At 61.1% G+C, this 12,877-nt stretch carries 12 protein-coding genes; 9 read left to right on the top strand and 3 right to left on the bottom strand.

Annotation, left to right across the window (positions count from 1 at the left end; genetic code table 11):
- The first annotated feature begins 92 nt into the window (after window positions 1–92).
- Complete coding sequence (locus A8V01_RS12685) at window positions 93–1,325, top strand: multidrug effflux MFS transporter (protein ID WP_245892463.1); 1,233 nt, start codon at window positions 93–95, stop codon at window positions 1,323–1,325.
- Between the two features lie 9 nt (window positions 1,326–1,334).
- Here the strand turns inward: A8V01_RS12685 and A8V01_RS12680 are convergent, their stop codons facing one another.
- Genes A8V01_RS12680 through hpaH form a run of 3 tightly spaced genes read right to left on the bottom strand, consistent with a single transcriptional unit; the run spans window position 1,335 to window position 4,119 of the window.
- Window positions 1,335–2,501, bottom strand: coding sequence for a CaiB/BaiF CoA transferase family protein (locus A8V01_RS12680; protein ID WP_024018973.1), 1,167 nt, complete (start codon window positions 2,499–2,501; stop codon window positions 1,335–1,337).
- A 4-nt stretch (window positions 2,502–2,505) separates the two neighbouring features.
- Window positions 2,506–3,294, bottom strand: a complete 789-nt coding sequence (locus A8V01_RS12675) for an HpcH/HpaI aldolase family protein (protein ID WP_103096210.1) — start codon at window positions 3,292–3,294, stop codon at window positions 2,506–2,508.
- A gap of 9 nt (window positions 3,295–3,303) precedes the next feature.
- Window positions 3,304–4,119 carry a 2-oxo-hept-4-ene-1,7-dioate hydratase gene (gene hpaH, locus A8V01_RS12670; protein ID WP_103096209.1) on the bottom strand — a complete coding sequence of 272 codons (816 nt, stop codon included), beginning with the start codon at window positions 4,117–4,119 and terminating at the stop codon, window positions 3,304–3,306.
- Between the two features lie 187 nt (window positions 4,120–4,306).
- Here hpaH and A8V01_RS12665 point away from each other — a divergent pair, with 187 nt between their 5' ends.
- From A8V01_RS12665 to A8V01_RS12630, 8 genes are all read left to right on the top strand, one after another.
- Window positions 4,307–5,119 (top strand): alpha/beta fold hydrolase, encoded by an 813-nt coding sequence (locus tag A8V01_RS12665; protein WP_240530246.1) that lies wholly within the window; start codon window positions 4,307–4,309, stop codon window positions 5,117–5,119.
- A 119-nt stretch (window positions 5,120–5,238) separates the two neighbouring features.
- The gene (locus A8V01_RS12660) at window positions 5,239–5,742 is read left to right on the top strand and encodes a TIGR02444 family protein (RefSeq protein WP_103096208.1); all 504 of its coding nucleotides are present in this window, start codon (window positions 5,239–5,241) and stop codon (window positions 5,740–5,742) included.
- Window positions 5,743–5,785: 43 nt separating this feature from the next.
- Window positions 5,786–6,703, top strand: coding sequence for an SDR family NAD(P)-dependent oxidoreductase (locus tag A8V01_RS12655; protein ID WP_103096207.1), 918 nt, complete (start codon window positions 5,786–5,788; stop codon window positions 6,701–6,703).
- A gap of 10 nt (window positions 6,704–6,713) precedes the next feature.
- Entirely contained in the window at window positions 6,714–7,883 is a 1,170-nt protein-coding gene (locus tag A8V01_RS12650) for an acyl-CoA dehydrogenase family protein (RefSeq protein WP_103096206.1), read from the top strand.
- 108 nt (window positions 7,884–7,991) lie between these two features.
- Window positions 7,992–9,206, top strand: a complete 1,215-nt coding sequence (locus A8V01_RS12645; protein ID WP_103096205.1) for a CoA transferase — start codon at window positions 7,992–7,994, stop codon at window positions 9,204–9,206.
- Window positions 9,203–10,417: an acetyl-CoA C-acetyltransferase gene (locus A8V01_RS12640; RefSeq protein ID WP_008828107.1), complete on the top strand. Its 1,215-nt coding sequence runs from the start codon at window positions 9,203–9,205 to the stop codon at window positions 10,415–10,417. Before A8V01_RS12645 ends, A8V01_RS12640 begins: the two co-directional genes overlap by 4 nt.
- Window positions 10,418–10,419: 2 nt before the next feature.
- Window positions 10,420–12,012: an acyl-CoA dehydrogenase family protein gene (locus A8V01_RS12635; RefSeq protein ID WP_103096204.1), complete on the top strand. Its 1,593-nt coding sequence runs from the start codon at window positions 10,420–10,422 to the stop codon at window positions 12,010–12,012.
- Window positions 12,009–12,869, top strand: a complete 861-nt coding sequence (locus A8V01_RS12630) for an HTD2 family dehydratase (protein WP_170065911.1) — start codon at window positions 12,009–12,011, stop codon at window positions 12,867–12,869. The genes A8V01_RS12635 and A8V01_RS12630 overlap by 4 nt, the downstream gene beginning before the upstream one ends.
- Window positions 12,870–12,877 lie beyond the last annotated feature (8 nt).

Below are 12,877 nucleotides of genomic sequence, written 5' to 3'. Positions count from 1 at the left end.
GCTTTACATCAGAAGTGGACGGGCCTCCATATTGGTGGACCGGCTTCATGGCGGGGGCGCTGCCAGGCCCGACCATCCGGAAGGTATGAACGTTGTCGCTGTCCGATAAAGAGCCAATCGGCAAACGCGAGTTCATTGCCATGATGGCGATGATCCAGGCATTGCAGTCACTTGGGTTTACAACTTTGCTTCCGGCTTTGGGTGCCATGGCAACCGATCTGGGAGCAAGCGGTTCAAACCAGCGGCAATGGGTCATCGGCATCTTCCTGATCTGCTCCGGCCTGTTTTCGCTCGTCCCGGGGACGATCTCCGACCGGCTTGGGAGGAGGCCGGTCCTGCTGGTTTGCATGGTTCTGTTCGCCCTGATCAATCTGCTTTGTGCTTTCGTGGCTGACTTTTCGGTCCTGCTGGCGGCCCGCGCGCTGCTTGGCTGTGCCTCTTCCGCCCTGACCGTCCTTCCTCTGGCGATCGTTCGCGACCGCTATCAGGGCGAAGACATGGCCAAGCTGCAGGCCTTTGTCGCGATGCTGTTTATGGCAGTCCCGACCCTCGCCCCAAGTTTGGGTTATGTGATCTTTACAGCGCTCGGCTGGCGTGCGGTCTTCATCGTCATCGGGGTGCTGTCGATGGGAGTGTCAGCTTGGTATTTCTTCCGCATGGAAGAAACGCTGCCGCTTTCCCGGCGGCAGTCTCATGGTGCGAGTGAATTGTTCGGCAACATCCGCCTCGTTCTGACAAATCGCCGGTCGATCGGTTACGTCATTGGCATGGCCCTGATTTTCGGCGCTCACTTCGGTTTCATCAACAGCTCGCAGCAATTGATCGGCGAACATTTCGGGGCCGGTGGGGCCTATTCGGTAATCTTTGGCTTGATGGCGGGCTCGATGATGCTGGCCAGCATTGCCAATTCCGCTATCGTACACCGTTTCGGCATCCGAGGGATCGGCCATGCCGCCATCCTGTGCCATTTCCTTGTGTCGATCGGCCAGATCTATGTGGCATCCCGACCGGGCGAAACCCTGCTTCAGTTCGTGCTTCTGACATCCGCGAACATGTGCTTGCTGATCACGGTCTTCATCAATTTCACTGCGATTTCCCTGCAGCCATTCGGCAAGGTGGCCGGGGCCGCGGCCTCTGTTCAGACGTTCTTCCGTTTGGTGCTTGGCGCGGGGCTGGGCGCACTGATCGGGCAGGCCTACAATGGTTCCCCGCTGCCTCTGGCCTATTCGTTCTTCGGGGTGGCGAGCGTGACCATCGTGCTTGTACTGTTCAGCGAAGGCTGGCGATTGTTCGGGGGACCTATACCGGTTCAGGCTGCGAACTGACTGCGCCGCCTATTCGTCTCCGACCGACTCGGGACTTCCCGGCGCGGCCAGATCCGAAACCATTCGCACCCCGTCGATCACGATCGGGCTGGCGACGCCTTTGCGCCCTCCGGCCATTGCGGCGAGGCCCCTGGCGATGACCTGTGGATCGGCGAACACTTCGTCGAGTTCGTTGATTGGTCCGGCTGGCACGCCAACCTCTTCAAGCGCGTCGAACAGCGCTTGTCGGTTCCACTGGGCCGTGCGCCCCTCGACCGTTGTGACCAGTTCCGCCCGGTTCGAGAGACGGGCAGGATTTGTGGCGAAGCGTGGGTCTTCATGCAGTGAACACCGCAAAACGCGGCACAAGCTGGCGAACTGGCCGTCGTTGCCGGCCGCAATCACCAAGGGCCCGTCAAGCGTGGGGAAGGCTTGATAGGGTGCCAGATTGGCGTGACCGTTGCCGAACCGGCGCGGCACATTACCCGATGTCATCCAGTTCATCGCCTGATTGGCCATGACAGTCACCTGGGTGTCGAGCAGTGCCATGTCGATGTGGGCGCCGCTGCCGGTGCGGTCCCGGCGGTTGAGCGAAGCGAGGATCGCCACCGTGCTGTACATGCCCGTGAACAGATCGGCCACGGCGATGCCCGCCTTCTGCGGTTCGCCATCGGGTTCGCCGGTCATCGACATCATGCCGCCCATGGCCTGGGCGATGAAATCGTAGCCTGCGCGGTGGGCGTATGGCCCGGTTTGTCCGAACCCTGTGATCGAGCAGGTGATCAGGCGCGGATTCAGTGCGGAAAGCGCGGCATGGTCAAGCCCGTACTTCGACAGCCCGCCGACCTTGTAGTTCTCGATCACGATATCTGCGCCGCTTGCCAGATCGCGAATGATGGCCTGGCCCTCCGCGCTGGCGATGTCGATTGCGAAAGACCGCTTGCCGCGATTGGTCGAATGGAAATAAGCCGCTCCCAAATTGGTGCCATCTTCTGCTGTCACGAACGGCGGCCCCCAATGCCGCGTATCGTCTCCTACACGGGGCCGTTCGATCTTGATCACTTCGGCGCCAAGGTCCGCCAGCAGCTGCCCGCACCATGGGCCAGCCAGGATGCGGGCTAATTCAAGCACCCGGACGCCATCTAGCGGTTTGACCGGGTCACTGGAACGAGGCGTCTGCCAAGCCGGTTTTGCCATAGCCTCAGTTGCCGCCCTGTGCCGCGATACGCTCACGCCAGACCCGGAGTCCGTCGCCCGCGCCCTTGGCCATCGTGAAGCTGTCGATCCCGTTGGCGACGAAGCGGGCACCGCCATCGAGGAACTGCTGGACGAGGCGTTCGTCGCGCGAAAGGATCCCGGCCGGCTTGCCGGTTGAGACGATCCGCGCCAGTGCTTCGCCGGTCAGCTTGAACAGGGCATCAAAGTTGCTTGCGCCCAGCAAACCTTCGGTCGCGGCCAGGTCCGCAGGTCCAAGGAACAGCGCGTCGATTCCGTCCACTGCGGCGATCGCCTCAATGTTGTCGACGGCGGTCGCGGTCTCGATCTGGGCGATGATGCAAACCTGCGCATTGGCTTCTGCGACATAGGCAGGATAGCCACCCCAGCGCGCGGCACGGGCGCCGCCAAGGCCGCGTTCGCCTGCAGGCGGATAGCGGGACGCAGTTACGATGGCCTGGGCCTGTTCGGCGGTCTCGATCATCGGAACCATCAGAGTCTGCGCTCCAAGATCGAGAACCTGCTTGATCGCTACCGGATCGTGGCCGGCAATCCGGACGATCGCCGAACACGGCGGCGTCGCCTCGACCGCACGCAGCTGCGCGACGATGCCGGGCAGGGTCTGCGGGCCATGTTCGCCATCGATCAGCAGCCAGTCATAGCCATGGCCCGCGCAGATTTCGGCAATGTCTGGATGGGCCAGGGCCAACCAGAAGCCAAGCTGGACCGGACCTTCGCGCAAGGCCGCCTTGAAGCGGTTGACCGGCGTCTGCATTTTCGCCCCCTAAACGAACCGGAACCCGATTGAACCAAACTCGCCGAAATCGGCATTGAAGACATCGCCCGGCGCCGCTTCGACCGGGCGCGTGAACGATCCGCCGAGCACGACTTCTCCGGCTTCGAGCCCTTGCCCCCAGGGCGCGAGCCGCCGTACCAGCCAGGCGACGCCGTTGGCGGGGTGGTTAAGCACCCCTGCCGCAAGGCCGGTTTCCTCGATCACCCCGTTGCGGCTGAGCAGGGCGCCGATGCGGCGCAGATCGAGCCCGTCGGGTTTCGCCGGCAGACCGCCGACGATGATTCCGGCATTGGCGGCATTGTCGCTGATCGTGTCCAGGACCTTGCGCGCCACCCCGGTTTCGGCATCCTTGGGATGCACCCGGGTGTCTATGATTTCGATTGCCGGAACCACATAGTCGGTGGCGCTCAGGACGTCGAAAATCGTCGTCTGTGCTCCTTCCAGGCGGCGCCCGAGCACAAAGGCCAGCTCGACCTCGACCTTGGGCGTGATGAACCGGGCGGTCGGCACATCGCTGCCCTGTTCGAACACCATGTCATCCAGCAAGGTGCCGTAATCGGGTTCGGTGATTCCGGCTGCCTGCTGCATCGCGCGCGAGGTCAGGCCGATCTTGTGACCAAAGACGGCCCGGCCGCGCTCTCGCTTGAGGTCGACCCAGGCCTGGTTGATGCGGTAGGCATCCTCGATCTGCATGCCTGGATAGCGCACGGAGAACGGCCGGATCCGTTCGCGGGTCTGCTCGGCATGGTCGAGTTCCTGCGCCAATTGCGCGACCAGTCGATCGTCGAATGTCTCGCCTGTCATGTGTCCTGCTCCCAATGCGCAACACTTGGGAAAACTCATTGCACCATGTCAAACGATATCTTAGGCTCCGGCAAAATTGACTGTGAACTCCGGCAAGGAGTCGCGCGGATATTTCGTCAGGATCACATGGGAGAATGTCATGGCTGCTGAAGGGGTTATCAGGGAAGAAAAGATCACGGGCCGGGGCTTGACCTCGCACACCCTCTTGGCGGGCGATCCGTCCAAGCCGGCAATTCTGCTGCTTCACGGTGCGGGTCCGGGCGCACATGCCGCATCCAACTGGTATCACCTGATGCCGGACCTCGCCGAAAACTTCTTCGTGATCGCGCCCGACCTGATCGGTTTCGGCCAGTCGGTGATTCCCGATCCGTGGCCTGACAGCGTGATGGGCTGGATCGGCACCCGGGTCGATCAGTGCTTTGGCCTGCTTGAGGCGCTCGGTGTGAAGAAGGCCCACGTTGTCGGCAATTCGATGGGCGGCGCGCTGACCCTGCAGATGATGAGCGAGGAGCCCGACACGATCGACAAGGTGGTGCTGATGGGTTCCATCGGAGCCCCCGGCCCGCGCACCCCGGAACTGATCCGCCTGCTCTCGTTCTATTCCGACCCACGATATGCCCGCTATCGCCAGGTGATGCACAGCTTCGCCTACGATGCCGAGAAGTTCGAAGGCATGGAGGAAATCGTCGAGAACCGTTACAAGATCGCCACCGATCCGGGAATCATGAAGACCGCGGTCAAGATGATCGATTCGATGAAGAACGGCATTGAGACGCTCAACATGCCGCCCGAACTGCTGGGCAAAATGCCGCACGAAGTGCTGATCTTCCATGGCCGCCAGGACCGGGTGGTGCCGCTCGACACCAGCCTCTACCTGATCCAGCATCTCAAGCATGCCGAACTGTACGTTCTCGACCGTTCGGGCCACTGGTCGCAGCTGGAACGGTGGGATGTCATGCGCCCGATGATGGAAATCCATTTCGGCGCTCGCACGTTCTAGGCGGTTGGCCTCGTTGCATGTCTGGTCAGCATTTTCACCAAGGTCCGCGATTGGGTACTTCGGCACCGTCGGACCAAGGCCCGGCCGTGGCGCCAGTGGGTGATGGAGCTTCAGTTCAGGTGGAGCAGCACGCGGCGGCGTTATGGGACTATTCTTTACACATTTATGCCAAGCCGGGTGTGGCAGCTTCCTGCCTTGCCTTGCAGGACCAGCATGGTTGTGACGTCAACACGGTGTTGCTTTGCCTTTGGTTGGCAGGGGCGCGTAGCACCATTCTCGCTGTTTCGGACATCGAGGCCGCGCAGCACTCGGCAGAAACTGCGAATGAACGCTTCGTGCAACCGGTCCGTTCGGTGCGGCGCTGGATGAAGCAGTGGTGCCAAGGTACGCCTGAGTCGGAAATTAACGCCGCAGCCTATGCGGCGCTGAAGACGGCAGAGTTGCATGGTGAACGTCTGGTCCAGTCCCAAATGCTCGCTGGGCTGGACCTGGACCAGTTGACCCGTGCCGAGTCGTCCGAAGCAGCAGTCCAGGCAAGCTTTGCCAACTATTGTACCTTGGCGAGCACATCTGGCGGAGTGGCAGAGGAACTGGGTGAGCTTGTTGCCAGGGCCTGGCATTGAGCCAGTCCTGCCTGTCGGGCTAATTGCATTTGAGGAACGGGATATGGATCGGTGCCTGGATGGATCAGTTGTCGCGATCACTGGTGCCGGGCGCGGAATAGGTCGCCAACTGGCGTTGTATTGCGCCGCGCAGGGGGCGGCAATTATCGTCAACGATCCTGGCGTGGCGCAGTCGGGCAACGGCGGCGATACCGCATTCGCTCAGAACACCGCTAACGACATCATCGGTGCCGGGGGCAAAGCGGCGGCCAACTTCGGTAATGTTGCAGATCCGGCGGAGGCGCAGAGCATTATCGAGGATGCGGTACGGAAATTTGGCCGAATCGATGCGGTCGTGAACAATGCAGGCATCTTGCGAGACAGCATCTGGCACAAGATGAGTCACGCGGACTGGACCAGCGTCATCGCGGTCAATCTTACTGGTGTCTTCAACGTTTCCAAGGCCGCCACGCCCTATTTTCGTGAACAGAAGGCGGGCAGTTTCGTTCATTTCACTTCGACGAGCGGTCTGATCGGCAACATCGGGCAGGCGAACTATTCGGCGGCAAAGTTGGCCGTCGTCGCGCTTTCGCAGTCTATCGCGCTCGACATGGCGCGAGTTGGCGTCCGCTCGAACTGCATCGCGCCTTTTGCGTGGAGCCGCATGACCTCGTCAATTCCCGCGACAACGCCTGCCGAACACGAACGTGTCCAACGGTTGCAATCCATGTCGGCCGACAAGATCGCGCCGTTGGTTGCCTATCTGGCATCCGACCTGTCCAAGGACGTGACCAACCAGATTTTCGCGGTTCGCAAGAATGAAATCGCCCTGTTCTGCAAGCCCCGGCCGATCCGGTCGATGACCAAGGTCGAAGGCTGGACGCCGGAGGCAATTGCCCACGAGCTTGTACCTTCGTTTCGCAGCAGCTTCGCGCGCGCCGATGAAGTCTCGGCGCATGTCTTTCCTTATGATCCAATCTGACAGGTAACCGATGAGCAACGCCGGCATGGATGCAGAAGTCTTCGAACAATTCTTGATACAGCTTGAACGCTTCGTGCGCGACCGGCTCATTCCTGTCGAGCGCAAAATTATTGAAACCGACCTCATCCCCGAAAACGTCCTCGAAGCGATGCGCGACATGGGTCTGTTTGGATTGACCATACCGGAAGAGCATGGCGGCGCCGGCATGAACATCAGCCAGTATATCCGCACCATGCACACGCTAAGTTATGCGATGCCGGCATTCCGCTCGATCATCTCGATCAATGTCGGCATGTTCGCCTCAGCCTTCAAGAATGGTGGAACAGAAGCGCAGAAGGCTGCATGGCTGCCGCGCATTGCCGCGGGTGAAATCGCCGCTTTCGGCCTGACCGAACCGGGTTCGGGATCAGATGCGGCGGGTCTGCAGTCGACTGCGGTGCCGACCGGCGACGGCTGGCTTCTCAATGGCACCAAGCGATATATTACCAACTCGCCCTTTGCGAAGGTTGGACTGATCATGGCGCGGACGGCCACGGAAAATCTGCCCAAAAACGCCCATATATCGGCATTCATCGTCCCGCTTGACATACCCGGCGTGACGATCTGCAAGTCGGACAGGAAGATGGGCCAGTCGGGTAGCCATATCGCCGATATCGTGCTGGAAGATGTCCACGTTGGCAGCGAGGCTCTGCTCGGCGGCGAACTTGGCAAGGGCTTCGCATTCGCGATGATGAGCCTCGACAACGGCAGGATGTCGGTGGGCGCCGCAGCGACCGCTTATGCCCGCCGGGCGCTGGATAGCGCCATCCGATACGCGACCGAGCGCAAGGCATTCGGCGAGCCGATTGCCAACTTCCAGTTGATCCAGCAGATGCTCGCCCAGAGCGAGATCGAAATCTATGCCGCCGAATGCATGATGGACGATGTCACTCGGCGCGCCGACGCAGGCGAGAACATCTTGCGCAAAGCAGCGGCGTTCAAGGTTTTCGCGACAGAAATGTGCGGCCGCGTGGTGGATGCCTGCGTCCAGATCCACGGCGGTGCCGGCTATCTTGCCGAATACGATGCCGAACGTTTCTTCCGCGATGCGCGCATATATCGGATTTATGAAGGCACGACCCAGATCCTGCAACTCCAGATCGCTAAGCACATGCTGCGTGAATTTGCGGCGGCGAATTGACCTTCGTGGGTTGCACTTCATCCGCAGGCTGCACTATGGGCGGCCAGGGGGTTCATTCCGCCCCGCCCTGGCGCATGGCCAATTCGCCTGCGGGCCGGATCAAACGCCATGTATAATTTTCTCGATGGCCTATCGATCATTGAGGCATCGTCATTCGTCGCCTCTCCCACGGCGGGCCTTTATTGCGCGCAATTTGGCGCACAGGTGATACGCGTCGACCAGATTGGCGGCGGCCCCGATTACCGGCGCTGGCCTGTGACGGCGGCGAATGATTCGCTCTATTGGGAGAATCTCAATCGTGCAAAAAAGTCAGTCGCGGTTGATCTTCGCAGGCCTGAGGGGCGTGAAATAGTGCAGGAACTCGTGAGGGCAACCGGCCAGTTCATCACCAATTTTCCGGTGGATGGTTTCCTGTCCCATGCCCTCCTCGCGCAGGGGTGTCCGGATCTTGTCACCTTGCGGATAATGGGATGGGCCGATGGCTCGCCCGCGCTCGATTACACCATAAACAATGCCGTGGGATACCCTATGCTGACTGGAACGGGCCCCGATCCGGTCAATCATGTCCTGCCCGCATGGGATCTCATTTCCGGCGCATACGGAGCATTCGCCATGCTTGCCGCGATGCAGTGGCGAAGCACCAGTGGCGAAGGATGCGAGATCCGGCTGCCGTTGTCAGACGTGGCGATTGGCACGGTCGCCAACCTCGGTGGACTTGCAGAAATGCTCTATACGGGCCGGGATCGTCCGCGCCTTGGCAATGCAGTTTATGGTTTGTTCGGTCGCGACTTCACCACGCGCGACGGGGTGCGGACAATGATTGTCGTTGCCACGCGTCGCCAGTGGGCCAATTTGCTGGGGGCGCTTGGCCTTTCCGAAGATGTTGCGTCCATCGAACAAGAGCGCGGTGTTTCTTTCGAACAGGATGACGGCATCCGATATACCTTGCGTGACATGCTCTATCCCTTGTTTGAACGGGCGATCCGGTCGCGTGATTACGCCGATCTGTCCACTGCCTTCGATGCGGGGGGAATCGTCTTTTCGCCCTATCGCAGGATGCTTGATGCGGTTCACGATCCAGCGCTGGTAGCGAACAATCCGATTTTCGGGATGGTGCCAAATCCCAGCGGCTTCGACTATCCCGCCGCGGGCACATTCGCCACCGTACCCCAAATGCACCGTCGGGAGCCTTGTCCCGCGCCGTGCAATGGCCAGCATACCGAAGAAGTCCTGGCGGATCTGCTCTCGCTGCCTGCCGCCGAAATCGCCCGCCTGATCGACGCAGGTATTGTGGGCAACATGGCGAGTGGAGACCCGAAATGACCCTTCGTCGCGCAGCCATTGTCATGCCGATCCGCACTGCGGTGGGCAAGTTTGGCGGCTCTCTTTCGCCGATGACTGCAGGCGAGCTTGGCGCAGTCATCCTCAAGGCCCTGATCGAGCGCACGAAGATCGATCCCGCCCGGGTCGACGATGTCGTGTTCAGTCAGGGATATGGCAACGGCGAGGCGCCGGCCATCGGCCACTGGTCATGGCTGGCTGCCGACCTGCCGCTTGAAGTCCCCGGCTATCAGCTCGACCGGCGCTGCGGTTCGGGGCTACAGGCGATCGTCAACGCCGCGATGATGGTGCAGACGGGGATGTCCGACGTTGTCGTCGCCGGCGGGGTCGAATCAATGTCCAACGTCGAACATTATTCAACCGACCTTCGCGGGGGCAAACGTTCCGGCAGTATCACCCTTCACGACAGGTTGACGCGCGGACGCCTTATGTCTCAGCCGACGGAGCGTTTTGGTGTTATCTCCGGCATGATCGAAACGGCCGAAAATCTTGCCAGGGATTATGACATCAGCCGGGAACAGGCAGATGCCTATGCCGTGCGCAGCCACCAGCGGGCCGCGGCCGCCTGGGCGAATGGAATGTTCGACGACGAAATCGTGCCGGTTGTGGTGCCGCAAAGAAAGGGCGCGCCTGCCATCTTCGCACACGATGAAGGTTATCGCGGCGACGCGACGATGGCTTCGCTCGGCGCGCTGAAGGCGATTGAGGGCGGCGTCGTGACCGCTGGCAACGCCAGTCAGCAGAACGACGCCGCTGCCGCTTGCCTAGTGGTGGCCGAAGACAAACTCGACGAACTGGGGGTGGAACCGATCGCCTTTTATCATAGCTCGGCCGCGGCGGGCTGTGATCCCAGTCGCATGGGAATTGGTCCCGTTCCTGCAGTGCAACGCTTGTTCGCCCGCAGCGGCCTTGGCTGGGGCGATATTGATCTGGTTGAGCTGAACGAAGCCTTCGCACCGCAAGTCCTGGCGGTTCTGAAAGGATGGGGCTGGTCGGATGACGACGGCCGGAACGAAATCCTCAATGTCAATGGTTCGGGTATATCGCTTGGCCACCCGATCGGTGCAACCGGTGGTCGTATTCTTGCCAACCTTACCCGCGAACTTGTGCGCACGAAAGGCCGCTACGGTCTTGAGACGATGTGCATCGGCGGCGGACAAGGCATCGCCGCAATCTTCGAGCGCGCGGCCTGAAGGTGGCTGATCTGCGCCAGGCCCTGAACGCCGCGAGAGACTATCGCGACTCGGTCAAGGCAGCGTTGGGCGCGCGCTTGGTGTCCGGAAGGATTGATGAGGAGCAGCGGGCCGCGCACGGTTATGCCTGGGTGGCCACGCTTGTGGCTGCGCTTGAAGCGGTGCTCGAATGGTCCGAAGCCAGGGGCAGCAAGAATGACTTTGACGCCAGGATCGCCACTCTGGCCTTCGCTGAATGCATTGGCCAGATCGGTGGCGGCCTGCCGATGGGCCAGAACGAAATCTTCCGCCCCGGCGACCTCGGACTTGGCAGCGCTGCCCGCACGCTTTTCGACCGGTGCGTGGACCTACTCGATGTGGACTATGCTGCAACCAGAGGCGAAGTGGCTGCAGCCCTGGCCCAGGGGCAATGGCCAAGCGAGTCGCTCGATGATGCCGAAGCCGACACGATCCGCGAGCAATACCGTCGCTTCACCAATGCTGTCATCGTGCCCCAGGCTCACGGATGGCATCTGGCGAATGATCTGATCCCCGAGGCAGTGATTCAGGCCATGGCCGATCTCGGTACATTCGGAGTCTGCATACCCGAAATCTATGGGGGACTTGGCCTCGGTAAGCTAAAGATGTGCATCATAACCGAGGAATTGTCGCGGGGCTGGATTGGCGCGGGCTCGCTTGGCACGCGGTCGGAAATCGCCGGCGAGCTGATCGGCTTGAACGGCACCGAAGCGCAAAAGGCCTGGTGGTTGCCCAGGATCGCAAGCGGCGAGGTTTTGCCGTCAGCAGCCTTCACCGAACCCGACACCGGATCGGATCTTGGCTCCATTCAAACCCGCGCACGGCACGACGGCGATCACTGGGTCATCAACGGGGCGAAAAACTGGATTACCCATGCCAGCCGATCAGATCTGATGACGATGCTGGTGCGAACATTACCTGAAGCCGGGGGTTACGCCGGGCTGTCGATGTTGCTGGTGCCCAAGCCTCGGGGCACGAGCGATGACGGTTTCCCAGCCCCTGGCATGACCGGAAGCGAGATCGAGGTCCCCGGTTATCGCGGGATGCGCGAATATGCCCTGCAGTTCGATGCAATGACCGCGCCGGCAGACGCCCTGCTGGGCGGCGAGGAGGGGAAAGGGTTCAAGCAGCTCATGCGTACCTTCGAGGGCGCACGCATCCAGACCGCCGCGCGGGCTATCGGCGTCGCGCGGCGGGCCATCGAACTGGGCCTCGACTATGCCTTGGTTCGCAAGCAATTCGGCAGGGCCATCGTCGGGTTTCCGCGCGTGTCGGACAAGCTGGCGATGAGCCTTGTCGATTTTGTGATGGCGCGTGAACTCTGCTATGCTGCCGCGCGAGCCAGGGATTCGGACAAGCGCTGCGATATTGAGGCCGGCATGGCAAAGTTGCTTGCCGCTCGCGCCGCCTGGTCGAACGCCGACGCTGCGCTGCAGATCCACGGCGGCAATGGTTATGCCCTTGAATACGAGATCAGTCGCATCCTTTGCGATGCGCGCATCCTCAACATTTTCGAGGGCGCTGCGGAAATTCAGGCCCAGGTGATTGCCCGCGGCCTGACCGGGGATGATATATGACCACCCAGCCGTACGTACAATGGCAAAGCTGGATTGGTCGTGAAGAATTGCGTCACGACTATCTGGAACCCGCTGCCGCACGACGGTGGCTGGCGACTTTCGACCGCGTTGCGCCGGCAGATGGCAGCGTGCCGCAAGGCTATCATTGGTGCCTTTGCCTGCCAGACGCGCCAACAGCCGCATTGAGCGTGGATGGACATCCGGTGCGCGGCGGCGAAAGCAGCTTCATGCCACCACTTCCTCAGTCGCGCCGGATGTGGGCATCGAGCAGGATCGAATTTCTTTCGCCGTTGCTCATCGGCCAGAAGGTGCAGCGCAGATCGCGGATCAATTCCATCGCCGAAAAGCAAGGCGCGACCGGCAAGCTTGTTTTTGTCGAGATGGCACAGGAAATCCACTGCAAAGGCGAACTCTTCGTTCGCGAAACCCAAGCGATCGTTTATCGGGATCCCATGCCTTTGGGGCCCGCAGAGCTGCCAAGGCCGCCTGACATGACCTTCGACGGATCTCGATGGGTTGCGCACCGCGCGCTGGTCCCCTCGGAAACCTTGCTGTTCCGATTTTCGGCGCTGACCTTCAACAGTCACCGGATTCATTATGATCGGGCCTACACCTGCGAAATCGAGGGGTATCGCGGCCTCGTCGTTCACGGTCCGTTGACGGCGACACTGCTGCTGGAACTCGCCCAGCAGCACTTCGGCGACAATGCGCTTCGGTGCTTCGATTGCCGAGCGGTGTCTGCCGCGATCTGCGGCGAGGAACTGCATTTGGCGCTTCGCGCGAACGGCAATAGTGTTCAGTTCGTCGCCCATGCGCGCGACGGCCGTCCGATCATGGTTGCCAGCGCCACCCTTTGACCACCTTC

The sequence above is a fragment of the Novosphingobium guangzhouense genome (assembly GCF_002896965.1).
GTDB classification, from domain to species: domain Bacteria; phylum Pseudomonadota; class Alphaproteobacteria; order Sphingomonadales; family Sphingomonadaceae; genus Novosphingobium; species Novosphingobium guangzhouense.
This window is presented reverse-complemented; position numbering and strand designations above follow the sequence as displayed.